This is a genomic window from Nocardia sp. CA-128927 (genome assembly GCF_050955855.1).
Lineage (GTDB): Bacteria > Actinomycetota > Actinomycetes > Mycobacteriales > Mycobacteriaceae > Nocardia.
Genome location: NZ_CP192087.1, coordinates 307,161 through 329,033, shown reverse-complemented (window position 1 = coordinate 329,033; position 21,873 = coordinate 307,161). Strand labels below are relative to the sequence as shown.

22 protein-coding genes, 2 tRNA genes and 1 pseudogene are annotated in these 21,873 nt (G+C 67.2%); 12 read left to right on the top strand and 13 right to left on the bottom strand.

Features of this window, described 5'->3' with window-relative positions; translation table 11 throughout:
* Positions 1-3: 3 nt before the first annotated feature.
* A complete protein-coding gene (locus ACQPW1_RS01545; protein ID WP_433660990.1) occupies positions 4-1,827 on the bottom strand; it encodes an ABC transporter ATP-binding protein in 1,824 nt (607 codons plus the stop codon).
* Positions 1,828-2,085: 258 nt separating this feature from the next.
* Here ACQPW1_RS01545 and ACQPW1_RS01540 point away from each other — a divergent pair, with 258 nt between their 5' ends.
* Positions 2,086-2,364, top strand: a complete 279-nt coding sequence (locus tag ACQPW1_RS01540; RefSeq protein WP_433660989.1) for a putative quinol monooxygenase — start codon at positions 2,086-2,088, stop codon at positions 2,362-2,364.
* On the opposite strand, the gene fadD32 is transcribed toward ACQPW1_RS01540, so the two are convergent.
* Together fadD32 and ACQPW1_RS01530 are read right to left on the bottom strand one after the other, a co-directional pair.
* Complete coding sequence (gene fadD32, locus ACQPW1_RS01535; protein ID WP_433660988.1) at positions 2,361-4,283, bottom strand: long-chain-fatty-acid--AMP ligase FadD32; 1,923 nt, start codon at positions 4,281-4,283, stop codon at positions 2,361-2,363. The two genes, ACQPW1_RS01540 and fadD32, sit on opposite strands and share 4 nt — an antisense overlap.
* Before the next feature lie 106 nt (positions 4,284-4,389).
* Positions 4,390-5,637, bottom strand: coding sequence for a KasA/KasB family beta-ketoacyl-ACP synthase (locus ACQPW1_RS01530; protein WP_433660987.1), 1,248 nt, complete (start codon positions 5,635-5,637; stop codon positions 4,390-4,392).
* 407 nt (positions 5,638-6,044) lie between these two features.
* Between ACQPW1_RS01530 and ACQPW1_RS01525 the strand changes: the two genes are divergently transcribed.
* The 3 genes from ACQPW1_RS01525 to ACQPW1_RS01515 all read left to right on the top strand — a co-directional run bounded on the left by ACQPW1_RS01525 (position 6,045) and on the right by ACQPW1_RS01515 (position 8,650).
* Positions 6,045-7,178 carry a DNA cytosine methyltransferase gene (locus tag ACQPW1_RS01525; protein WP_433665585.1) on the top strand — a complete coding sequence of 378 codons (1,134 nt, stop codon included), beginning with the start codon at positions 6,045-6,047 and terminating at the stop codon, positions 7,176-7,178.
* Entirely contained in the window at positions 7,175-7,672 is a 498-nt protein-coding gene (locus tag ACQPW1_RS01520; protein ID WP_433660986.1) for a very short patch repair endonuclease, read from the top strand. Before ACQPW1_RS01525 ends, ACQPW1_RS01520 begins: the two co-directional genes overlap by 4 nt.
* A 276-nt stretch (positions 7,673-7,948) precedes the next feature.
* Positions 7,949-8,650 (top strand): DUF998 domain-containing protein, encoded by a 702-nt coding sequence (locus ACQPW1_RS01515; RefSeq protein WP_433660985.1) that lies wholly within the window; start codon positions 7,949-7,951, stop codon positions 8,648-8,650.
* Here the strand turns inward: ACQPW1_RS01515 and ACQPW1_RS01510 are convergent, their stop codons facing one another.
* Positions 8,651-10,225 (bottom strand): esterase-like activity of phytase family protein, encoded by a 1,575-nt coding sequence (locus tag ACQPW1_RS01510; RefSeq protein ID WP_433660984.1) that lies wholly within the window; start codon positions 10,223-10,225, stop codon positions 8,651-8,653. It abuts the gene before it with no gap.
* 125 nt (positions 10,226-10,350) lie between these two features.
* Between ACQPW1_RS01510 and ACQPW1_RS01505 the strand changes: the two genes are divergently transcribed.
* A complete protein-coding gene (locus tag ACQPW1_RS01505) occupies positions 10,351-10,773 on the top strand; it encodes a RidA family protein (RefSeq protein ID WP_433660983.1) in 423 nt (140 codons plus the stop codon).
* Positions 10,770-11,501 (top strand): maleylpyruvate isomerase family mycothiol-dependent enzyme, encoded by a 732-nt coding sequence (locus ACQPW1_RS01500; protein WP_433660982.1) that lies wholly within the window; start codon positions 10,770-10,772, stop codon positions 11,499-11,501. Before ACQPW1_RS01505 ends, ACQPW1_RS01500 begins: the two co-directional genes overlap by 4 nt.
* 57 nt (positions 11,502-11,558) lie before the next feature.
* Here ACQPW1_RS01500 and ACQPW1_RS01495 read toward each other — a convergent pair whose 3' ends face one another.
* A complete protein-coding gene (locus ACQPW1_RS01495) occupies positions 11,559-12,452 on the bottom strand; it encodes an SDR family oxidoreductase (RefSeq protein WP_433660981.1) in 894 nt (297 codons plus the stop codon).
* Between the two features lie 122 nt (positions 12,453-12,574).
* Here ACQPW1_RS01495 and ACQPW1_RS01490 point away from each other — a divergent pair, with 122 nt between their 5' ends.
* A complete protein-coding gene (locus tag ACQPW1_RS01490; RefSeq protein WP_433660980.1) occupies positions 12,575-13,135 on the top strand; it encodes a TetR family transcriptional regulator in 561 nt (186 codons plus the stop codon).
* Between the two features lie 67 nt (positions 13,136-13,202).
* Here the strand turns inward: ACQPW1_RS01490 and ACQPW1_RS01485 are convergent, their stop codons facing one another.
* From ACQPW1_RS01485 to ACQPW1_RS01475, 3 genes are all read right to left on the bottom strand, one after another.
* A complete protein-coding gene (locus ACQPW1_RS01485) occupies positions 13,203-13,670 on the bottom strand; it encodes a hypothetical protein (protein WP_433660979.1) in 468 nt (155 codons plus the stop codon).
* Between the two features lie 32 nt (positions 13,671-13,702).
* Positions 13,703-14,080, bottom strand: coding sequence for a hypothetical protein (locus ACQPW1_RS01480; RefSeq protein ID WP_433660978.1), 378 nt, complete (start codon positions 14,078-14,080; stop codon positions 13,703-13,705).
* A gap of 96 nt (positions 14,081-14,176) precedes the next feature.
* Positions 14,177-14,509: a cupin domain-containing protein gene (locus ACQPW1_RS01475; RefSeq protein WP_433660977.1), complete on the bottom strand. Its 333-nt coding sequence runs from the start codon at positions 14,507-14,509 to the stop codon at positions 14,177-14,179.
* Between the two features lie 71 nt (positions 14,510-14,580).
* Between ACQPW1_RS01475 and ACQPW1_RS01470 the strand changes: the two genes are divergently transcribed.
* The 3 genes and pseudogenes from ACQPW1_RS01470 (at position 14,581) to ACQPW1_RS01460 (ending at position 15,531) form a co-directional block, all read left to right on the top strand.
* A complete protein-coding gene (locus ACQPW1_RS01470) occupies positions 14,581-14,715 on the top strand; it encodes a hypothetical protein (RefSeq protein ID WP_433660976.1) in 135 nt (44 codons plus the stop codon).
* A gap of 15 nt (positions 14,716-14,730) precedes the next feature.
* A pseudogene (locus tag ACQPW1_RS01465) lies at positions 14,731-15,078 on the top strand (DJ-1/PfpI family protein); the annotation flags it as partial.
* A gap of 54 nt (positions 15,079-15,132) precedes the next feature.
* Entirely contained in the window at positions 15,133-15,531 is a 399-nt protein-coding gene (locus ACQPW1_RS01460) for a GlxA family transcriptional regulator (RefSeq protein ID WP_433665584.1), read from the top strand.
* 129 nt (positions 15,532-15,660) lie between these two features.
* Here the strand turns inward: ACQPW1_RS01460 and ACQPW1_RS01455 are convergent.
* From ACQPW1_RS01455 to ACQPW1_RS01445, 3 genes are all read right to left on the bottom strand, one after another.
* A tRNA-Arg gene (locus ACQPW1_RS01455) sits at positions 15,661-15,733 on the bottom strand.
* Between the two features lie 35 nt (positions 15,734-15,768).
* A tRNA-Ser gene (locus tag ACQPW1_RS01450) sits at positions 15,769-15,858 on the bottom strand.
* 91 nt (positions 15,859-15,949) lie between these two features.
* On the bottom strand, positions 15,950-16,675 hold the full coding sequence (locus ACQPW1_RS01445) for a dienelactone hydrolase family protein (RefSeq protein WP_433660975.1): 726 nt from the start codon (positions 16,673-16,675) through the stop codon (positions 15,950-15,952).
* Between the two features lie 117 nt (positions 16,676-16,792).
* Here ACQPW1_RS01445 and hisC point away from each other — a divergent pair, with 117 nt between their 5' ends.
* Positions 16,793-17,872, top strand: coding sequence for a histidinol-phosphate transaminase (hisC, locus tag ACQPW1_RS01440; protein ID WP_433660974.1), 1,080 nt, complete (start codon positions 16,793-16,795; stop codon positions 17,870-17,872).
* Between the two features lie 4 nt (positions 17,873-17,876).
* Here hisC and ACQPW1_RS01435 read toward each other — a convergent pair whose 3' ends face one another.
* Positions 17,877-18,947, bottom strand: coding sequence for an alpha/beta hydrolase (locus tag ACQPW1_RS01435; protein ID WP_433660973.1), 1,071 nt, complete (start codon positions 18,945-18,947; stop codon positions 17,877-17,879).
* Between the two features lie 804 nt (positions 18,948-19,751).
* Here ACQPW1_RS01435 and ACQPW1_RS01430 point away from each other — a divergent pair.
* Entirely contained in the window at positions 19,752-20,837 is a 1,086-nt protein-coding gene (locus tag ACQPW1_RS01430) for a nitric oxide synthase oxygenase (RefSeq protein WP_433665583.1), read from the top strand.
* 81 nt (positions 20,838-20,918) lie between these two features.
* On the opposite strand, the gene ACQPW1_RS01425 is transcribed toward ACQPW1_RS01430, so the two are convergent.
* The gene (locus ACQPW1_RS01425) at positions 20,919-21,728 is read right to left on the bottom strand and encodes a hypothetical protein (RefSeq protein ID WP_433660972.1); all 810 of its coding nucleotides are present in this window, start codon (positions 21,726-21,728) and stop codon (positions 20,919-20,921) included.
* Positions 21,729-21,873: the final 145 nt, after the last annotated feature.

Here is a 21,873-nt window from a genome sequence, read left to right as displayed (position 1 = left end):
TGCTCACTGCTGTTCACCTCCCATCAGTTCTCGATATCGGCTGCTGCTGCGCAGCAGTTGATCGTGGGTACCCTCGGCGACGATCCGGCCGTCGGCCAGCACCGCGACCCGGTCGGCCAACGCCGCCGTCGACGGCCGGTGTGCGACGAGCAGGGTCGTCGCGCCGGCCAGCACGGTGCGCAACCGGTCCTGTACCCGCTCTTCGGTTTCCACGTCCAGCGCGGACAGCGGGTCGTCGAGCACCATGATCCGGCTGCGGCTGTCCACACCGGCCCCGCTCAATACCGCGCGAGCCAGCGCGAGTCGCTGCCGCTGACCGCCGGACAGGCTGAGTCCCTGCTCGCCGATCCTGGTGTCCAGCCCCCACGGCAGGTTGTCCACGAACTCGGTGGCCTGCGCGACGTCCAGCGCGCTGCGCACGTCGGCGTCGGTGGCGGCCGGGTCGCCGAGCGCGACGTTCTCCCGCACGCTCGCCGAGAACAGCACCGGCTCCTCGAACGCGACCGAGACGAGCGAACGCAGGTCGGTCAGCCGCATGGTCGCGATGTCGATGCCGTCGATGGTGATGACGCCGCCGGACACGTCGTACAGCCGGGGAATCAGGTTGAGCAGCGCGGTCTTTCCGCTACCGGTCGCACCGACCAGCGCGACGGTCTCGCCGGGCCGCACCTTGAGCGAAACATCGTGCAGCACCTCCCCTTCCGCGTCGGGGAAGGCGAACTTCACGCCTTCCAAGCGCAGTTCGCCGACCACCGTTTCCGGCAGCTCCACCGGATCGGCCGGGTCGGTGATGTCGACCGGGGTGTCGATGATCTCCCAGTACCGATCGCCTGCCGTGCGCGCGTCGTTCAGCTCGGCGAGCAGGAAGCCGGTCCAGATGATCGGCCACTGCAGGAAGTTGGCCAGGGTGATCGCCGCTACCAGCGTGCCGAGCGTCATCGTGCCCTGCACCACGGCGTAGCCGCCGTAACCGAGCGCGAACGCGATCGCCAGCTGCGGCAGGCCGGTCATGGCGGACCACAGCCGCGCGTCCAGCTTCACCTTGAACAGTTCGGTCTTCTGCAGTTCGCGCGACTGCGCGAGGAATCGGCCGCCGAAGAACACACCGCGGCCGAACGCCTTCAGCACGCGCACGCCCTGCGCCGACTCCTCGGCGGTGGTGGCCAGGTCGCCGGACTGGTCCTGGGACCGCCGCGACGCCACCGAGTACTCCCGCTCGAAGCGAACGCAGATGTAGGTCAACGGAATCGCGATGATCACGAAGATGAGGCCGATCTGCCAGCTCAGGCCGAGCAGCACCAGCAGGCCGACCGGGATCAGCACGAAGTGGATGATCAGGAACGGCCCGGCGAACGCGACGAAGCGGCGCAGCGTGGCCATGTCGTCGACCGCACGCGAGAGCAGCTGACCCGATTCCCAGGCCTCGTGGCGCCCGATCGCCAGCGACTGCAGCTTGCGGAAGATCTTGGCGCGCATGGTGATCTCGACCATGGTCGCGGGCTTGGACACCAGCCAGCGGCGGCCCCACACGCCGAAGGCTTCCAGCAGGCCGAGCGCGAGCACCAGCGCCACCGGCGCGAAGACCCCCTCGAAATCGCGTCGAGCGATCGGCCCGTCGATGATCCTGGCGATCACCAGCGGAATGACGACCGCGGTCAACGCGGACAGGATCGCGAGCGTGGTCGCGGCGAGCAGCGCGCGCCGGTATGGACGCACATACGGCCAGAAGCGCCGCAACGATTGCAGGCGGCCCGGCGCGGACGCGGCGGGCCGCTCCGGTCTGTCGGCCTCCGGATCGGCCGTTGCGACGTCCAGTGCAACTGACATAGGTCCCCCTACAGGTGTGTGGTTGGCGGTGTCGAGAACCGGGACACTCAGTGATGTTCGCACCGGGGTCCGACACTTCAGGGTGGCAGCATTACCCCGAACAGCCAACCGATTTTCCGGGCGCGATGATTCCCCCGCGTCGGCGTTCGTGCTGGATATCACCGCTTGTCCGCAGGTCGCGCTGTCCGTCATGTACCCAGCAAACAACCTCGAGTAATCTTCAGGTCAATGGCTGATGTGCGTAATAGACTCCGCGACATGCTGATCGTCGCCGGGTACCTGAGGGTCACCGATCGAGACCGTTATCTCGACATGTGCCGTGCGGTGGTCGAACTCGCTCGCGCCACCGAAGGCTGCCTGGACTTCAGTCTCGGCGCCGATCTGGTCGAGCCGGATCGGATCAATGTCTACGAGCGCTGGACGACGCGCGCGGCGGTGGACAAGTTCCGCGGGGACGGGACATCGAATGACCTCGGCGCCCAGATCCTGGGCGCCGAGGTCAGTGAATTCGAGTATTCGAACGAGGTCCGGCTCTAGCGCACGCCCGCGCTTTCCCGCTCGGCCGGGGCATCCGGGAAGGCCTGCTGCTGGTATCCGCCGCGCAGCGTGCCGTCGAGATACGCGGTGCGGCAGGCCCGGCGGGCGATCTTGCCGCTGGAGGTCCGCGGAATCGAACCCGCGGGCACAAGCAACACGTCGCGCACGGTGACGCCGTGCCGCTGCGAAACGGCCGCCCGCACGGTGTCGGCGACCGGCTCGGTTTCCAGCTTGCCCGCGCCGGTGTTGCGTTCGGCGACGATCACCAACTGCTCGGAGTTGTCGTCGGCGTCGAACTTCAGGCCGGAGTGACTGTCCTTCGCGAAGACCAGCGCCGGAAGTTCGTTGGCGGGCACCGAGAATGCCGCGACGAAGCCCGGGCGCAGCGCCGTGCTGGATTCCTGCGCCGAGAACTCCAGGTCCTGCGGGTAGTGATTGCGGCCGTCCACAATCACCAGGTCCTTCACCCGCCCGGTGATGTAGAGCTCACCGTCGAGGTAGGCGCCGTAATCGCCGGTGCGCATCCAATTGGCGTCCTCGGGCGTGCCCTGCGCGTGGCTGCCCTCCGGCTGGCGCGAGGCCAGCTTGGCCTGGAAGGTGGCCGCGGTTTCGTCGGGCTTGCCCCAGTAACCGATGCCCATGTTCTCGCCGTGCAACCAGATCTCGCCGACCTCGCCGTCCGCACGCTCGACGCCGGTGTCCGGATCAACGATGGTCGCCCACTGCGACAACGCCACATACCCGCAGGACACCTGGGCGATCGAGTTCTCGGCGCCCTGCTCGACCTCGATCATCCGGCCCGAATTCAGTTGGGCGCGATCGACATACACGACCCGCGCCTCGTCCTCGGCCTTGGTCGCCGACACGAACAGCGTCGCCTCCGCCATGCCGTAGCAGGGCTTGATCGTCGTCTTCGGCAGTCCGTACGGCGCGAACGCCTCGTTGAACTTGTTCATCGACGACACCGACACCGGTTCACTGCCGTTGATCAGCCCGATCACATTCGACAGGTCGAGTTCTTCGCCCGGCTTCGGCTTGCCCCGCGCGGCGGCGTGTTCGAAGGCGAAATTCGGTGCGGCGGCGAAAGTTCCGGCGCCGTCGGAAGCAGCGGCCAGTTCCTTGATCCAGCGGTAGGGACGGCGCACGAACGCGCTCGGCGACATGATGGTGATGAACCCGCCGCCGACGGTCGGCAGAATCACGCAGAGCAGCCCCATGTCATGGAACAGCGGCAGCCAGGTGACGCCGCGCGAATTCTCTTTGACGCCAATGGCATCGATCATCTGCAGCAGATTCGTGCCGACGGCCCGGTGCGTGATCTCCACGCCCGCGGGCGTTCTGGTGGAGCCGGAGGTGTATTGCAGGTAGGCGACGCTGTCGATATTGATATCGGGCCGCACCCAACTCGCGCCGACGCTGTCCGGAATCGCTTCCACCGCAATGATCCGCGGCCGCTGTGCCGCGGGCAGATGACGGAAGAAGTTCCGCACACCGCCCGCCGCGGAACCGACCGTGAGGATCGCCGCGGGGGTGCAGTCGCTGAGCACCGCGGTGAGCCGGTCGGTGTGCCCCTGCTCCTCCGGGTCGAACAGCGGGACCGCGATATTGCCCGCGTAGACGGCCGCGAAAATGGAGACGACGTAGTCGAGCCCCTGCGGCGCCAGAATCGCGACCCGGTCGCCGGGCTGGGTCACCTGCTGCAATCGGGCCGCGACGGCCCGTAGCCGGACGCCGAACTGTCGCCAGGTCAGCTCGTGGTACTCGCCGTCGCGTTCCCGCGAATAGTCGATATAGCGGTAGGCGAGGTCGTCGCCGTTCTCCGCGCTGTGCTTGTCGACGAAGTCGATCAGGGTCTTGTCACCGCGGATTTTGATATTGCCCTGGTCGTCCAAATAGTCGTCGAATGTCTCGTCGATCATCGCCTTATCCTTTTGCCAAAGCACGCACACTGGCCGTGCATTTACACCGAACACAGGTCGATAACGAAGCGTCGGGAAGGCTAGCAGGTGCGCTGCCTTCCGACGCTCAGTACCGCCCGAAGGCGATCGCTACGTTATGTCCGCCGAAACCGAACGAGTTGTTCACGGCGTAGTCGATCCGACCCGGCCTGCTCTGGCCCTTGACGACGTCGAGGTCGATTTGCGGGTCCTGATTGTCCAAATTCAGTGTCGGCGGGACGATGCCGTCGCGAATGGAGAGCACGGTGATCACCGACTCGAGCGCGCCGACCGCGCCGATCGAATGCCCGAGCGCCGACTTCGGCGCATAGACCGAGGTGTGGCTGCCGATCGCCGACGAAATGGCCTGCGCCTCAGCGGTATCCCCGATCGGCGTGGCAGTGGCGTGCGCATTCACGTGGGTGACATCCTTTTTCGTCAACCCGGCCTTCTCGATCGCCCTGGTCATCGCGCGCGCCGCCCCCTTGCCCTCCAGGTCGGGCGCGACCAGGTGGAAGGCGTCGGATGTGATGCCCGCCCCCATGATTCGCGCGTGGATCGTCGCGCCGCGCGCCTTGGCGTGCTCCTCGGTCTCGATGATCATCATCGCGCCGGCCTCGCCGAACACGAAGCCGTCGCGGTCCTTGTCGAACGGGCGCGAGGCGCTCTTCGGATCGTGATTGCGGGTGCTCATCGCGCGCATCATGGTGAACGCCGCGATCGGCACCGCCTGGATGGAGCCCTCGACGCCGCCGGTGACCACCATGTCGGCGTCGCCCATCACGATCATCTGCCACGCGTTGGCGATCGCCTCCGAGCCGGACGAGCAGGCCGATACCGGCGTGACCACGCCGGCGCCCGCGCCGAGCTCGATGCCGACGCACGCGGCCGAGCCGTTCGGCATGATCCGTTGCACGGTCAGCGGCGAAATCTTGCGGTAGCCACCGTTTTTGATCCGGTCCCGCGCGTCGATGATGTACTCGCCGCCGCCGAGGCCGGTGCCGATGGCGACGCCGAGCCGGGTCTTGTCGACCTCCGGGCTGCCTGCGTTGCGCCACACCTCACGGCACAGCACGGTGGCCATCTGCTCCACGTAGGACAGGGTGCGCGCCTCGACCCGGGTCAGGCTCTCGGTGGGCGAGACCTTCAGATGCCCGCCGATGCGGACCGGCAGTTCGAACTGCTCGATGAAACTGTCTTCCAGGACGTCGATGCCGCTCTCGCCGTTGAGCAGGCCTTTCCACGTCGAGTCGATGTCGCCCGCGATCGAGGTCGTCGCCGCCAGGCTGGTCACGACGACGTTGGGAAAGCTCCTGTTTTTCGAAGGTATCTGCATGTTCGCTCACTTTCCCTAGCGTGACGACTAAGAAATTTCTCGAGCTCGAAACGAGGTGGAGCACGCACTGTGGAGCAATTGCATTTCGCATGCGGACGCGCCGCCGAGCACGTGGGGCGGCATCCGCGCGTATAGCGCTGGAGCGCAGGGAGATAAGCCTGCCGAGCCTGTCATCAGGGCCGCACACTTGATCGGCCGATAAGCATTATCGAGCAGCAGCAGACCGATCATGTTGCTGACACGCGGACGGTACCAGGCGACCTTCGCGATCGCTGCGTCGCGCCGTCATGGCGCTGTTCGCGGACGGCACCCGGCAACTCGAGTAACCTCTCCCCGGCACGGGGCGCGACGTCGGCGGCGTCTCGACCGAGGACGCGAGGAAGGGACAGTCGGTGACGGGCGCGCGGATGGTCGGGCTGTTCGCCGGGATCGGCGGGCTCGAGCTCGGTCTCGGCCGCAACGGCTGGCAGACCGAGTTGCTGTGCGAGATCGACGCGGGCGCGCAGGGAGTGCTCGCCGCCCGTTTCCCGGATGTACCACTGCATTCCGACATCACCAGCCTGCGTGCGCTACCGGCGGGCACCGAGTTGGTCGCGGCCGGATTCCCCTGCCAGGACCTGTCTCAGGCCGGGCGCACCGCGGGTATCACCGGCAAACGGTCGGGCCTGGTGGACGAGGTGTTCCGGCTGGTGCGGCGCAAGCGCGGGCCGCGCTGGCTGCTGATCGAGAACGTGCCGTTCATGCTGCAGCTCGGTCGCGGCGCCGCGATGCGGCACATCACCACGGCCCTGGAGGAGCTCGGCTACACCTGGGCTTATCGAGTGGTGGACGCGCGCGCGTTCGGGCTGCCACAGCGCCGTCAGCGGGTGTTGATGCTGGCTTCCAGGACCGAGGACCCGCGCGGGGTGCTGTTCGGTGACGACGCGGGCCCGCGGATCGTCGGCGATGCCGAGCGCGATCCGTGCGGGTTCTACTGGACCGAAGGAGTGCGCGGGCTCGGGTGGGCGGTCAACGCGGTGCCGACGGTGAAGGGTGGGTCGGCGTTGGGGATCGCCAGTCCACCCGCGGTGCGGCTGCCGTCCGGGGAGATCGTCACGCCCGGTCTCGTCGACGTGGAACGGCTGCAAGGCTTCGGTGCCGATTGGACCGCACCGGCGGGTGAGGTGCCCGGTATCCGGCAGGGGCATCGCTGGAAGCTGGTCGGCAATGCGGTGAGTGTGCGGATGGCCGACTGGGTCGGGTCACGGTTGTCCGCACCGACCGGGCTGGTCCCCGGTGACCTGCCGCTACCACCTGGAACGCCGTGGCCGGTGGCGGCTTGGGGGCACAACGGGGAGGCCTTTCGGGTGCCGGTGTCGACCTGGCCGGTGCACGAGCCGTACGAGGATCTTGGGAACTTTCTGACCGGTTCGCGGCTGCTGTCGGCGCGGGCGACCGCGGGGTTCTTGCGTCGAACCGGCATGGGCAGCCTGCGGTTTCCGCCCGGTTTCCTCGACGATGTGGAGAGTCATCTCCATCGGATGGGTGGCTGGGCGGCATGAGTCGGCGGACGGGTGCGGGGCCGGAACCGACCGGCGACGCGCCCGACGCTGCGCAACGATTTCCGAGCGACCCGAAGCGTCCGACAACCGATGCGGCGACGAGTGCGCGGATGGCGCGGCAGCGGCGCAGCGGGACCAAGCCAGAGCTGGCGTTGCGTAAGGAACTCCATCGGCGCGGGCTTCGATACTTCGTCGATCGGGCACCGCTCCGCGGGCAGCGGCGGCGCGCCGACCTGGTGTTTCCGCGGCTGCGGGTGGCGGTCTACGTCGACGGGTGCTTCTGGCATCGCTGCCCGCAGCACGCGACCGATCCACGCAACAACGCGGAATGGTGGGCCGCCAAGCTGGCCGGAAATGTGGCGCGGGACCGCGCGACCGACGCGGCGCTGATCGACGTGGGCTGGCAGGTGATTCGGGTGTGGGAGCACGAGGACGCGGTGGCCGCCGCCGATCGGGTGCAGGCCGCGCTCGGGCTTGGTACTAGCGAGACTTGACCCGGACCAACGTGCGCGGCGCGTGGGCGGCGAAGTAGCTCGACACCACCATCACCGACATCACGGCAACTCCGGCGGCGGCTGTCATGTAGCCGATCATGTGGACCTCCTTGGGAACGCTTCCCTGACAGCCTGTCCGTCGAACCTGACAGGAGCCTGTGCGCCGGTTGGCAAAGGCGTGTGTTTGATCCCATCGGGTAGGTGATCCCATGACTCTTCGGCCGCGCTGACCTACGGTTTGATCATCGGTCCAGTGGCAGGTAGGAGAATGGGTCCGTGACAGATAGCCAAAAGATCGCCGAACGGCGCGTGCGGGTGGCGTCCTTGGTGATCGCGGCGGCAATCCTGATCGCGGGCGTCTGCTACTCGTCCTGGGTGCTCGAGTTCGTGCTGAAGATCGACGTCGATCCGGTCAACTCGTTCCTCAGCGAACTGGACGCCGAGGGCAAGCCGTACCGTGCGGTGTTCGCGACCGCCGACAAGATCGTCGGGGCCGTGCTCATCCCCGCCGCGATCGGCGGACTGCTGGTGTTCCCGCGGCGCCGGTTCACCACGATCGGCTGGGTCGCGCTGTTCTGCTTCGGTGCCGCGACGATCGCCGATGTGTTGCTGCCGCTGAAGGACTGCACCGCGAGCGACAATGCGTGCGGCGGTGGCAGCGAGCTCTTCCCGCAACTGCACCAGCCGCACGCACTGTCGAGCACCATCGCGGTCACCTCGATCGCCGTCGCCACCTTCGCGTTCAGCCTGGCCGCGTTCCGCTATCACCGCTGGCGGATCCTGCGCGAGGCCGGGCTGGTGGTGCTGGTGGTCGGGTCGGCGGCGACCGTGTGGATGTTGGTCGCCGACAACCTGCCCGGCAACTACGCGCTCGGGATCGCCCAGCGGATCCAGGTCGGTTCGATGTCGCTATGGCTGATCACGTTGGCGGCAGCGGTGATCCTGGAGGGCCGGGAGTGGATCGATCCGGGCGACTAGCTATTTCACATTCAGCTTGACCGTGTGACCCTCGGTCTTCGCGGGCAGCTTGGTGGTGTCGACGAAGAGGATCTCGCCGCTGTCCTGCACGCCGTTGGGCAGCGTCTTGGGCTTGAGCTCGAACGGCGGCTGCTCGCCCTTGCTACCGGCCAGGCCGAAGTCACTGTCGTTGGCGATGTAGAGCGTCTTGCCGCCGTCCAGGGTGGCCACACCCTCGATCTTGTCGTGGCCGAAGAACTTGCCGTCGGCGTCGAGATCCTTGACCAGGCCGTTCAGGTCGAGGTTCTTGGGCTTGGCGGCCGGGGTGATGCCCGCCTTGGTCAGCGCGGCGACGCCGTCGGTGGTCGAGACCGTGCCGACCAATGTCTCCAGCGCCTTGCCGTCGATCTGCAGGCCGCCGTGTTCCGGATCGTAGTGTGCGCCGGGCACCTTCGAGTCCGGGCCGACGTCGGTGGCGTTGGCGATATCGACGGTCCACAGCTTCTTGCCCGCCTTGGGCGCCAGGTTGCCGTCGCGTTCGTCGATCAGGAAGGTGGTCGCGCTCAGCGCAGTGATCTCCGAGTCGGCGACCTTGGTGCTCTTCGGGTTCTCCAGCGGAACCACGAATTCCTTCTGCGCCTTGGTCTTCAGGTCGACGGTGACGATGCGGGTCAGCGGGACCTCCTTGGCGGATCCGCTGAGGCCGGGCGTGTTCAGCCCGCTCTGCACCAGGCCGACGAGGGTGCTGCCGTCGGGCGTGATGGTCAGGCCCTCCATGCCCTGGTTCGGGGTGCGCAGCGAAAGTTCCTTGGGCAGGCCGGATCCCGGGGCGAGGCGCTCGAGCTCGCCGCCCTTGGCGTCGAAATGCACCAGGAACGGGCCGTATTCGTCGGAGACCCAGAAAGTGCCGTCGGGCAGTGCGACCAGGCCTTCCGGGTCGAGGCCGTGATCGGTGGGCGGCAACACGTTTCCGGCGAGGTCCTTGATGGTCTCACCGGTGTTCGCGGCCACATCGACCTGACCGTTGAACGGGACGCCCGCCGCGGTGTGCAGGTCGAGGCTGGACTGCAGCACCGCGCGGGTGCCGACCAGCTTGAACCGGCCGATCTTGGGGACGAAACTCGCTGTCGGCGAAAGCTTCTCGTTCTTGCCGGGGCCGTCCACGTTCGGTCCGCGGTCGGTCAGCCCGTAGAACTCGTCCTTGCTGCCGGGCACCGGCGTCCAGGCCGAGCCGAAACCGCTGCCCTGCACCGTTGTTCCGCCGAACTCGCCGAGCGGCGGGATGTCGGTGGTGTACAGGCGCACCGCGTCGGTGGTGGTCACCTTGAAGGTGTCGGATCCCGTGTAACCGGCGTTGGGCGTGTAGACGAGCGCACCGTCGGTACGCCGGCTCAGCTTGCCGTGTTCCGGATCGGCGATGCGGACGGCAGCGCTGCCACCCGTCTTGGCGAGCAGGTCATCCAGGGAGATCACCAGCGGCTGGTCCTTGGTCGCGGTGAAGTCCGCGGCCGAGTCCGACGATGAGCAGCCTGCGGCCAGTACGCCGACACAGAGGACGGCGACGGCGGTGATGCGAGGACGAGAATGGGCTTTCACTGGGACTGCCTACCGCGCCGAGCCGACATCTGGCCGACGCGCAGGTGACAAGTCGGTGCCGATCCGCGCCAGCCCCTAGTTCTGGGCCATTAGCTCCAAGATCAGGCCCATGCGATGCTGTCGCCATGACCGCACGCGTGAACATTTCCTCCGGCTCCGAGTTCGAAGACATCGTCGGATACTGCCGCGCCGTCCGGGTCGGCAACACCATCGCGGTCAGCGGCACCACCGCCTCGATCACCGGCAGCGCCGCGGTCGGCGGCGACGACATCGGCGAGCAGACCCAGGAAACCTTGCGGCGCATCGCCACCGCGCTGACCGACGCGGGCGCGAGCCTCGCCGACGTGGTCCGCACCCGCATCTTCGTCACCGACATCGCCCGCTGGCCCGAGGTGGCCATGGCACACGCCGAGGTCTTCGGCGATATCCGTCCGGCCACCTCCATGTACGAGATCAGCGCTCTGATCACCCCGGCCCTGCTCGTCGAAATCGAGGCCGACGCGATCGTCAGCGAGACCTGCCGGGGATCGCTAGGGTCGCAGTTGTGACCAGTGCTGCCCCGGAAGATCCCGTCTCACTCGACACCCTCGCCGAGGCGACCGATCGTCTCCTCGACACCATTCGCAAGCTGAACAACGACGACGTGACCGAACCGTCGCTGCTGCCCGGCTGGACCCGCGGGCATGTGCTCGCACACCTCGCTCGCAATGCCGACAGCCTGCTCAATCTGCTGCTGTGGGCACACACCCGGGTGGAAATCCTGCAGTACGCGAGCATGTTCCTGCGCGACTTCGACATCGAAGCGGGTGCGCCAAGGCCCGCCGCCGAGCAACTCGTGGACAACGAGGCCGCCACGAAACGGTGGGCGGCACTGGCGAATTCGCTGACCGAGGAGACCTGGCACGCGGAAGTTCGCACCCGCCAAGGACGCCCGATCCCCGCCAGCGAAGTGCGGTGGATGCGGTTGCAGGAGGTGGAAATTCACCATGTCGACCTGAATTCCGGCTACACCCCGGCCGATTGGCCCGCGCCGTTCGTCGCCCGCGTGCTCGGCCAGGCCACCGTCGACATGAACCGAATCACCGCCGCCGCAACAGAACCGGTCCCGGCCTTCGAACTCCGCGCCACCGACACCGGCTTCACCGGCATCGTCGGCGCCGACTCCCCCGCCAACACCATCACCGGTCCCGCCGCCGCACTCGCCGCCTGGCTGCTCGGCCGCTCGGATGGCGCCGACCTGACCGGCACCATCCCCACCCTCCCCGCCTGGAAGTAGTCCGCTGCGATCGGCCCCTCCATAGGGAGGGGCCGATTCGGCGAAATCACCTGCTGCTCAGCCGAAGTAGTGGCCCTGCTCGAGATCCTCGATGAGTCCGACGCGGGTCGGGTGCCAACCGAGCAGTTCCCGAGTGTGCGCGCTCGACACCTGGGAATCGATCCCGAAGAACGCACCGATCCACCCGAAATGCTCGGCCGCCTCTTCGCGCGGGATCGAGACCACCGGCAGGTTCAGGTGACGGCCGATCACCTCGGCGATGGTGCGGATCGACACGCCTTCCTCGGCGACGCCGTGCAGGACGGAACCCTCCGGCGCCTTCTCCACCGCCAGGCGGAACAGCTGCGCGGCATCGAGCCGATGCACCGCGGGCCAGTGGTTGGTTCCGTCGCCGACGTAACCGGAAAAGCCTTTGGCACGGGCGATCTCGATGAGGGTCGGGACAAAGCCGTGATCGCCATCGCCATGTACCGACGGCGGCAGTCGCAGGGCCGCCGAGCGCACGCCGGACGCGGCGAGGGCCAGCGCGGCCCGCGTTCCGGCGTCGCGCGGCGCGGCGGGTGAGTCCAGCGCCGGGTTGTCCGCCTCGGTCGCCACCCGCCCCTCGGGGAGTCCGAGTGTGCCGCTGGCGATCACGAGCGGCCGACCCGATCCCGCGAGCGCCGAGCCGAGCGCCTCGATGGCGCGCACATCGGTCTGCACGGACGCGGTGAAGTCGGTGAAGTCGTGCACGAAGGCGAGGTGGATGACGCCGTCGGACGCGGCCGCACCGGCCCGCAGGCTGTCCAGGTCGTCGAGCGCACCGCGGTGCGCGGCGGCCCCGGCAGCGGTGAGCGCGGCGGCCGATGCGTCCGAGCGCGCGAGCCCGACGACGTCATGACCTGCGCCGATGAGCTCGGGAACGACCGCTGAGCCGATGAAGCCGGACGCACCGGTGACGAAGATACGCATGAGAGAACCTCCAGGAGATCGACTGGTCCGCGCCTTACGGCACACACCAGGTTGATGTCAGTCACTGCCATCACCGACCGTACTCCTGATGTCAGTCACTGTCATCAGTTAAGATTCGCGGCATGGGCCGATGGGAGCCGAACGCGCGCGGCCGGCTCGAGCAGTCGGCGCTGGAGCTGTACCTCGAGCGCGGGTTCGAGCAGACCACGGTCGCCGAGATCGCCAAGCGCGCGGGACTCACCGAACGAACGTTCTTCCGGCATTTCACCGACAAGCGCGAGGTGCTGTTCTCCAGTCCCCTGCGCGAACACCTCGCCGCCACCATCGCGGCCACCCCCGCGGACACCACGCCGATCGGCACCGTCGCCGCGGCCCTCGAATCGGTCGGCGACCTGTTCGAGGAGCGCCGCGAATTCGCCCGGCAGCGCTACGCCGTGATCTCCGCCAACCCGGGGCTGCAAGAGCGTGAGCTGAACAAGTTCGCCTCACTCGCCTCGGCCATGGCGGATGCGTTGCGCGAGCGCGGCGTCGCGGACCACACCGCGAGCCTGACCGCCGAGGCCGGGATGGCGGTCTTCAAGGTCGCCTTCGAGCGCTGGATCAACGCGCCCGACCCGGGCAGCTTCACTCAGGGCATCCGGGAGTCGCTCGACGAACTCGAGGCCATCGTTCGGGCGAAGTAGTTACCACCCCCACCGAAACACGAACGGCCCCGCCAGATTTGGCGGGGCCGTTCGGGTATCTGATGCGTCAGCGGACCGTGAACTCGAATGCGGGTCCGGCCTGATGGGGACGATCCGTCGTGGTCGTGATGCTGATTCGGCCACGGCCGGTGGGGAGGTCGGCGCGGCCGACGGCGCCCGGGTTCGCGGGCAGCGCGAATCCCCAACCGCCACTGACCAACACGGGCGCGGTGCCGGATGCGCCGGTGTCGAGGTTGCGCCAGTTCGCGAAGACGGTCACGGTGCACGGCGGGTACACGAACAAGTAGTGCTGGATGCCGTACCAAACACTGGCGGCGCCCGGTCCGCCGACATCGGGACGGTTGCCCGCGTTGCCGGTGATCGTCGCGAAGGTGAGTGGGTCGTAGCAGAGGGTGTTGGTGTATCCCAGTTGGGTTCCGAGGGCATCATCCGCGGTGGCGGTCGCATTGGTGGCGAGGAGCGCGCCAACAATCAACGTGCCGACGAGCGGTACCCGAATCAACCATTTGCGCATGGGTTTCTCCGTATGGGGCAGGTGGGTGTCGATCAGCGGGAGGTTTCGTACAGGCGAGCGTCGGTGGCGATGCCGAAATGTCCGGTTATGAATTCATTGCATTCGGCCCTGGGATGGGTCTGCGTGGCATCCATCTCGGGGTGCGGGCCGGCGTACGCGTTCCGCTGGCTCGATTGCCGATAAGGGCCGAACCCGATACCGCCACGGGTGACGAATACCCCGACGCAGTCGGCTTCGACCGTGAAATACCCGTCTCCACCAGGGCAGAAGCCGGTCGCCCCGGTCGCCGATCGGTCCAGGACACAGTCCCTCGGTTCGGCGACCGCCGAACCGGCGGTGGCGATGGCCGCGGCCGCCGCAATGCCTAGTAGGGCCGAACTACTGATGATGCGGCGCCAGATTGCTGTCATTCCGATCTCCGTTCGTTGGACCATCGCAGCAATGTATCGGCCCATTCCACTCGGAAGTTTCAGCTTCACTGACCCCAATTCCATTGGCAGTAGTGTTCAGCCCTCGGGATAGAAGACGAAAAGCGTGCAACCGGTCGTCGTCTGCGGAATGTGCGAGGAGCCCGCGGGAGCGTGGATGAACGAGCCCGCGGGATAGTCCCGGACCCCGTCGTTGAATACGCCGGAGACCACGAAGACCTCCTCCGGCCCGGGCTCGTGCACGTCGATGCCCTGCCAGCAGGTGTTCGGGTCCATCTCGAGGGCGTAGGCCTTCGCACCGTTGTCGCCGAGCCACAGCGAGCGGGAACGGATGCCGGGGAACAGCTCGCGAACCGGCGCGTCCTGCATGGCGGACCACTGGTAACCGATCATGTTCAGTTCTGTTGTCATGCAGCCAGCCTCTCCCGGTCGGTATTCCCCGGCCGAGTGTCAGAGATGACATCTCGAGGTACTTTTCTGCCATGCACCGAGTTGTCGCGCTTGTCCACGCTCCGCAGTCGACCTTCGAACTCGGTTGCGCGGCAGAGGTGTTCGGACTCGAGCGGCCCGGACTGCCGATGCGATACGAGTTCGGCGTCTGCACCGAGCACCCCTGACCGGTCACTACATACGCCGGGTACGCGATGCTGGTGACCGACGGACTCGACGCGCTCGACCGGGCGGACACCGTGATCATCCCCGGCTGGTTGCCCACCGAGGAGACTCCATCACCAGCCATCGTCCAATCCCTGCGGCGCGCACACGATCGCGGCGCGCGGCTGGTCAGCATCTGCTCCGGGGCTTTCGTGCTGGCACACGCGGGCCTGTTGGACGGGCGCCGGGCGACCACGCACTGGGCCCGGGTAACCGAACTGGCCGAACGCTTTCCCGCCGTATCCGTCGACCCGGACGTGCTCTACGTCGATCACGGCGACGTGGCCACCAGCGCGGGCGCCGGAGCAGGCATCGACCTGTGCCTGCACCTGGTGCGCACCGATCACGGAGCCGGTTACGCCGCGCAGGTCGCGCGAAGCATGGTCATGCCGCCACACCGCGAGGGCGGACAGTTGCAGTACGCGTCGCCGCCACACCCCGCGCAGATCGACGGTTCCTTGGCACCACTGCTGGAGTGGATCACCGGGCGACTCGGCGAACCGCTCACCGTCGAGGACCTGGCCGCACAGGCCGCCGTCTCGGCGCGCACCCTCGCCCGCCGATTCACCGACCAACTCGGCATCGGCCCCGGCCAATGGCTGCTGGCCCAGCGAATCGCCGTGGCCCGAGAACTACTGGAAACCTCAGACCTCCCCCTGGACGCCATCGCCCGCCGCGTAGGCCTCTCCTCGGCCACCAACCTCCGCAGACGCTTCCTCCGTGCTCTCGGCACAACACCAGGCGCGTACCGCAGGGCGTTCCGGACTGTTCCGCGATAACGCCCACGACCCCGCCCGTCGACGATTGGTCGGCCATGCGGAATCCCCTTAGCGCGCTACGCATTTCAGCGATGTCGTCAGACATACGAGCAGACCCCCTCGGAGATCCGAGGGGGTCTGCTTCTAATGTGCGGCTGAAGGGATTCGAACCCCTAACCTTCTGATCCGTAGTCAGATGCTCTATCCGTTGAGCTACAGCCGCATGGTCATTCAGTTGTGTACCGGTTTCCCGGGTTGTGGCGGAGGCGAGAGGATTTGAACCTCCGGTCCCCGTGAAGGGACAACTCATTAGCAGTGAGTCCCATTCGGCCGCTCTGGCACGCCTCCTGGAGCCTTCTCTTCGAGGGCACCGGTCCTTTCGAACCGCCGAGCATGAAGATTACAGGAGCCGTTGTCCAGATCGCAAAACGGCTGGTTATCAGCGTAAGTTGCTGTCGAACCAGTCGAAAATCCGGGTTTGCGAGTCGACCAGACCGTACTCGTCCTCGATGGCGGGATGGTCGGCCCGATGACGCAGGCCGGGGTAGCTGACGACCAGGCTCGCGACGGCGGCGCGGCCGGTCGCGTCGCGGAGTCGTTCGACCTCGACGGGCGGGGTGGCCGGGTCGTCGGTGCCGAACAGGCCGAGCCAGGGCGCCTGCAGGTGCGGGGCCACCCGGACCAGGGCGTCGGCCTGGTCGGTGAGCGGCTCGATGATGCCGGGCGCCGCGACGCTGACCGCCGCGCCGACCGGACGGTTGGTGGCGACCAGGAACGCGGCGGTGCCCGCGGAGTCGAAGCCGAGCACCCCGATGGTGTCGGGGAAGACGCCGTGCCGGGTCAGCCAGTCGAAGCAGGCGTCGAAGTCGTCGAAGAGTTCGTCGCCGAACACCTCCCGCACCGAATCGCGACTCGACCGATGGAACAGGTTGGGCGCGACCACCGTCCAACCCTCGGAGGCCAGCGCGCTCATCAGCGCGAGCAGCGCGCCGGTGAACTCGCGGGATTCGTGCAGCATCACGATCCCGCCGCGGGCGTTGCCCTCGGGTTCGACCACGATGATGGGCACCTGGGTATCGGCGGCCCGGCGTATCGATTCGGTCGCGGGTTCGGGCGACAGTTCGTCGCGGCGCAGGGGGGCGAGGTCGTTGTAGGTGCCCGACATGAAACCAGCGTAGGGCGACTTCCTGATCTTCGGTAGAAATTGCTGCTGAGGGCCTATCGGCCACAGAATTTCCGGTACGCGAGCCATGCTTTGGGCGAAGCCACCTATGGTTGGTATGTGACTGCGTCAACCCGGCCGGATCTCGACTCGATTCCGGCGTATGTCCCCGGCCGCAACCATCCCGGCGCCGTGAAGCTCGCGAGCAACGAGACCACCTTCGGTCCGCTGCCCGCCGCCGCCAAGGCGATCGCCGAGGCGGCCGAGCTGGCCAACCGGTATCCGGACAACCAGGCCCTCGAATTGCGCGCCGCGCTGGCCGATTTCCTCGGCGTCACGCAGGCCAACGTCGCGGTCGGCTGCGGCAGCGTCGCGCTGTGCCAGGAACTGGTGCAGATCACCTGCGACGCACCGACTGACGAGGTGCTGTTCGCCTGGCGCTCGTTCGAGGCCTATCCGATCGTCACCAAGGTGGGCAACGCGACCGCCGTTCAGGTGCCGCTCACCGCCGACCACGTGCACGATCTGGACGCGCTGGCTGCGGCGGTCACCGAGCGAACCAAGCTGATCTTCGTCTGCAACCCGAACAATCCGACCGGCACCGCGGTCGGCACCGCGGCGCTGACCCGCTTCCTCGACGCGGTGCCCGAGCGGGTGCTGGTCGTGCTGGACGAGGCGTACTTCGAGTACATGCGGCTCGCGGAGGAGGACTTCCCGAACGGCATCGAACTCGGTCGCACCCGGCCCAATGTCGTTGTGCTGCGTACCTTCTCGAAGGCCTACGGGCTGGCCGGGCTGCGGGTCGGCTACGCGGTGGGCGATCCGGCCGTGATCACGGCGCTGATGAAGGTGCACATCCCGTTCAGCGTCAACCGGGTCGCGCAGGCCGCGGCGATCGCCTCACTGGAGGCGCGGCACGAATTGCTGGACCGCACACACACTCTGGTGATCGAACGCGACCGCGTGCGCGACGCCCTGCTCGCGGCGGGCTATCAGGTGCCGCCGAGCGAGACCAACTTCGTCTGGCTGCCGCTGGGCGAGCGCAGCGCCGAGTTCGGTGAGGCGAGCGCCGAGGCGGGCGTGCTGGTGCGGCCGTACGGCACCGACGGGGTGCGCATCACCACCGGCGACCCGCACGAGAACGATCTGTTCCTGAGCTTCGCCACCGATCCCGCGGTGCTCGAACGCTTTTCGATCTAGCGCCTCAGACGCCGAGCGCGCCCGCGATGACCGGCCACGACTGGACCAACTCGTCGGCCCAATAGGGCCACGAGTGGGTTCCGGTCGCCCGGAAATCGGCGGTCACCGGGATACCGAGGACGCGAAGCCGATCGGTGAGCCGGCGCGTGCAGGCATTGGTGGCGGCCTCCAGCGGCCCGCCGAAGCTGATCGCGGTGGCCACGTCGACGTCCGGCTCGCCGGGCACGTCGTGGATGCCGGGCACCCCGCTGCCGACGGACATGTAGATCGTCTTGCCGCGCAACGCTTCCGCGTGCAGCGTCACGTCGTGGTCCAGCCAGGCCGGATCGTCGGACGCGCCGAACATGTTGTCCGGCTCGCCCTGATAGGTGGCGATCACGGCCCTGGCTTGCGCCTGGCCGAGGTCGGTGCCCATGGAGAAGCAGCCGCTGTGCGCCGCGATCGCCGTGTACAGCTGCGGGTGCCGGACGGACAGCATCATCGCGGCCTCGGCGCCCATGGACACACCCATCACGGCGTTGCGCCCGTTGCCGTTGAACTTCGCGTCGATCAGCGGCGGCAGTTCGCGGGCCAGGAAGGTGTCCCACATGTTGGTGCCGAGCACCGGATCCGGCTTCTTCCAATCGGTGTAGAAGCTGGCCGGGCCGCCGACGGTCAGCACCACGTTGACGTCTTTGTCCTCGAAGAAGCGGTCGGCGTGGCCGAGGTCGGTCCAGTTGTTGCTGGTCGGGCTCGCGCTGCGACCGTCGAGCATGTAGACGGTCGGCCGCGGTCTCGAGGTGTCACGCGGCAGCATCACCTGCACCTCGACGGTGCGGCTCATCGCGGGTGACTCGACGAAGACCCGCAGCCACCGATCGTTGATCGGTTCGATGTGATCGATCGCCGGTTTCGCCGGTCGGTCCGTGGTCGGCTCGGCCGGGCCCGGGCCATCGGAGGAGCCGGTACTTGGTTTGGATGGTTCAGAAGGGGCCGCGGACAACTGGGGAGCACCGAACGCCACAGCACCGGAAACCAGTGCCGCGCTGACCAAGACGCTGGAAACCCAGCGCCGCACCCCACGCCGAGACAGCATGCGACCCATCCTGCCAGAAATGCGCAGATCGACCGGTCGACTATAGCGGGTCGCCATAAGATGTGACCAGGACCACGTTTGAGCTTGTTCGGCGAAGGAATTCGGCACTACCAGCGCCGTTCCGCGCCCGGCGAATTACCCCACCGCACATGCGGCCACTCCGGTGGACACAGCGGCTCGGCATCGGTGTAGCCGACATCACCCGTTCAGTCAGCCGAACGCTGCCGATAACAGCGCGACCGAACCGTTCGGGCCACTGCGCGCACGGCCTCGTCGAACACCCGAAGCGTGCCGTCGGCAGAAGCAGCAAACCCTGACTACCCGAGCCTCGAGCGTCGTCAATGGGACTCGACGACACTCGATTTCAGAGCGCGACATGGGCCGACCCAGCAAATCCAGCAAATCTGGGCACACCGCCAGCACACCCGCCGTACGCTACTCTCCGGGCCTTTTCCGGGCATGAACAAGGACGAGCATGATCGTGGATCCGCACCATCGGCATCGAGGTCAGCCTGCTGCGCGTATGCGCAGCAAGCAGACCGGCCGCTCGGTACGGAGTCGGGACAGCCCCGGCGAGACCGCACTCTTCTTCGAGCCGAAGCTATTTCGCGGCATCACCATTTCGACCCGCTCTCGCGGACCACCGACGAGAGCCGGTGTCGGCTGCGCGCCTACGCGAATTCTCCCGCTCGAACTTGTCTGTTTCACCGCAGTACCTATGCCCGACCGGAGAAAACCGTGAATCCTGTGTTACCTGTACCATCGCTCGAAAACTCGCCGGACACAAAGCCTTTCAGCACCGACCTGAAACGTCGGCTACGTGAGTGCGACGAATTCTTCCGTATGCCGGAATTGGCCCATCTGTCCGCCCAGCGCCGCCGCACCGCGCTGGAGCAGCTCGAACAAACCGGCGGCTATCTGCAGACCGCCGAGGAAATCCTGATCGGAGCCAAGCTCGCGTGGCGCAATCACGCCCGCTGCGTCGGCCGAAAACATTGGCGCTCATTGAAATTGCTCGACGCGCGGCGGGTGCGGTCCGCACGCGAACTGGCCGAGGTCTGCTGGCAGCACCTGCAGATGGCCACCAATGGCGGCGCCATTCAATCCATGATCACCGTCGGGCCGCCGCGGCAGGCCGACGGGCGGGAATTCCGGGTGGTCAGCCCGCAGCTCATTCGGTACGCGGGCTACCGCAACGGCGACGGCACGGTCACCGGCGACGCGGCGAATGTGACGCTCACCGAATTCGCGATGAAGCTCGGATGGCGCGGCGCCAGAACACCATTCGACATTCTGCCGCTACTGATCAGCACCCCGGACGAGCCGATCCGCTGGTTCGACATTCCGCCGGAGCTGGCCCGCGAGGTGGAGCTGGAGCATCCGGAGTTCGAGTGGTTCGCCGGGCTCGGCCTGCGCTGGCACGCGTTGCCCGCGGTCTCCAACATGAACCTCGAGGTCGGCGGCGTCACCTACCCGTTCGCGCCGTTCAACGGCTGGTACATGGGCGCGGAGATCGGCGCACGCAATCTCAGCGACACCAATCGCTACAACATGCTGCCGCTGATCGCCGAAATGATGTGCCTGGACACCCGTTCCGAGCGCAACCTGTGGCGCGACTCCGCACTGGTCGAACTCAACCGCGCGGTGCTGCACAGCTTCCGCAAGGCGGGGGTGTACATCGTCGATCACCACACGGTGGCCAAGCAGTTCTGCGATCACGTGCAGCGGGAGGAGGCCGCGGGGCGGACCTGCCCGACCGACTGGAGCTGGATCAATCCGCCGATCTCCTCGGGTCTGACACCGACCTTCCATCGGTACTACGACCCGCCGGATCCCGATATCCGGCCCAACTTCGTCCGGCGGGATTTCAGTGGAGACGCGGATGATTGAGGCGGTTGCCGACGTCTGAACAGCCCCGCCGATCGGAGGGGCTGTTCTCGTACCGGGCAGAGTCGCGCTATTGCGGCGGCATCATGATTGCCGTCGGCGCAGGATCCACCAGACGATGAGGGCTGCGAGTACCGCGGCTCCGGCGACGGCGGCGGGCTGCGTGCGAGCTACGTCCACGGCCTGCCTGCCGCGTTCGACGACCGGCTCGGGTGTTGCGGCCGCTGCCTCGTCGACCAGTTCTCGCGTCTGGGCCTCGGCCTGCTGGGTCTTCTCTTCGGCGCGATGCTTGGCCTGGGTCGCGGATTCCTTGGCCTGCGCGACCTTCTCGCGCATGACCACCTCCGCCTCGGCCGCCTTCCGGCTGGTGGCCTTCCTTGCTTCGGCCGACTTGCGAATCGCGGAATCCTTAGCCTCAGCCGCAATCTGGCTCGCCACTTCCTTGGTCTCGGCAGCAACCTGATTGGCGGAATCCTTGGCGTCCGCGGCCTGCTGGCTCGCGGATTCCTTGGCCTCAGCGGCGATCTGACCCGCGGAATCCTTGGCCTGCGCGCTCTTCTGGCTCGCTGCCTGCTTGGTCGCGGCAGCCTTCTTGCTAGCGGCGGCTTTGGTCTCGGCTGCCTTCCGGCTCGCGGTCGCCTTGGCCTGCGCCGTCCTCGCGGCAGCTGCTTCGACTGTCTCCGTGGCCTTTTCCCGCACCGCGTCAACGGTCTCCTGCGGTTTGTCCGCCTGGCCGTCGTTCTGCTTGTCGGTCGACTCCGAAACCGGCTGCCCGAGTTGCTCTCTGGCCGCAGCACCGTCCGCGCGCAGCGCCTCGTCAGCGATCGGCCCGCTCACGATCGGCTTGTCGGCTTCGGTTGCGTCGTCGGCCGCGCGACGTTCCTCATCGCTCATCGGCGTCTCCCGTCCTCGATTTCGATGTCGCGTTCGACGCTCGCGGCACGCCCTCCTGGACGTCTCGGCCTAGTGGCACGCTCCGGGCTTCCGTGATGCGACATCCCAGTCGACGGCCGGTTACCCGACCGCGCGGGAGACAAAC

Bases quoted from the DNA above. Each gene is read 5' to 3' on its own strand.
- ACQPW1_RS01435 (WP_433660973.1), bottom strand. From the start codon at position 18,947: ATGCTGTCTCGGCGTGGGGTGCGGCGCTGGGTTTCCAGCGTCTTGGTC.
- ACQPW1_RS01485 (WP_433660979.1), bottom strand. From the start codon at position 13,670: ATGCGCAAATGGTTGATTCGGGTACCGCTCGTCGGCACGTTGATTGTT.
- ACQPW1_RS01495 (WP_433660981.1), bottom strand. From the start codon at position 12,452: ATGCGTATCTTCGTCACCGGTGCGTCCGGCTTCATCGGCTCAGCGGTC.
- ACQPW1_RS01490 (WP_433660980.1), top strand. From the start codon at position 12,575: ATGGGCCGATGGGAGCCGAACGCGCGCGGCCGGCTCGAGCAGTCGGCG.
- ACQPW1_RS01470 (WP_433660976.1), top strand. From the start codon at position 14,581: ATGCACCGAGTTGTCGCGCTTGTCCACGCTCCGCAGTCGACCTTCGAA.
- ACQPW1_RS01445 (WP_433660975.1), bottom strand. From the start codon at position 16,675: ATGTCGGGCACCTACAACGACCTCGCCCCCCTGCGCCGCGACGAACTG.
- ACQPW1_RS01520 (WP_433660986.1), top strand. From the start codon at position 7,175: ATGAGTCGGCGGACGGGTGCGGGGCCGGAACCGACCGGCGACGCGCCC.
- ACQPW1_RS01425 (WP_433660972.1), bottom strand. From the start codon at position 21,728: ATGAGCGATGAGGAACGTCGCGCGGCCGACGACGCAACCGAAGCCGAC.
- fadD32 (WP_433660988.1), bottom strand. From the start codon at position 4,283: ATGATCGACGAGACATTCGACGACTATTTGGACGACCAGGGCAATATC.
- ACQPW1_RS01460 (WP_433665584.1), top strand. From the start codon at position 15,133: ATGGTCATGCCGCCACACCGCGAGGGCGGACAGTTGCAGTACGCGTCG.
- ACQPW1_RS01475 (WP_433660977.1), bottom strand. From the start codon at position 14,509: ATGACAACAGAACTGAACATGATCGGTTACCAGTGGTCCGCCATGCAG.
- ACQPW1_RS01540 (WP_433660989.1), top strand. From the start codon at position 2,086: ATGCTGATCGTCGCCGGGTACCTGAGGGTCACCGATCGAGACCGTTAT.
- ACQPW1_RS01525 (WP_433665585.1), top strand. From the start codon at position 6,045: ATGGTCGGGCTGTTCGCCGGGATCGGCGGGCTCGAGCTCGGTCTCGGC.
- ACQPW1_RS01505 (WP_433660983.1), top strand. From the start codon at position 10,351: ATGACCGCACGCGTGAACATTTCCTCCGGCTCCGAGTTCGAAGACATC.
- ACQPW1_RS01545 (WP_433660990.1), bottom strand. From the start codon at position 1,827: ATGTCAGTTGCACTGGACGTCGCAACGGCCGATCCGGAGGCCGACAGA.
- ACQPW1_RS01480 (WP_433660978.1), bottom strand. From the start codon at position 14,080: ATGACAGCAATCTGGCGCCGCATCATCAGTAGTTCGGCCCTACTAGGC.
- ACQPW1_RS01530 (WP_433660987.1), bottom strand. From the start codon at position 5,637: ATGCAGATACCTTCGAAAAACAGGAGCTTTCCCAACGTCGTCGTGACC.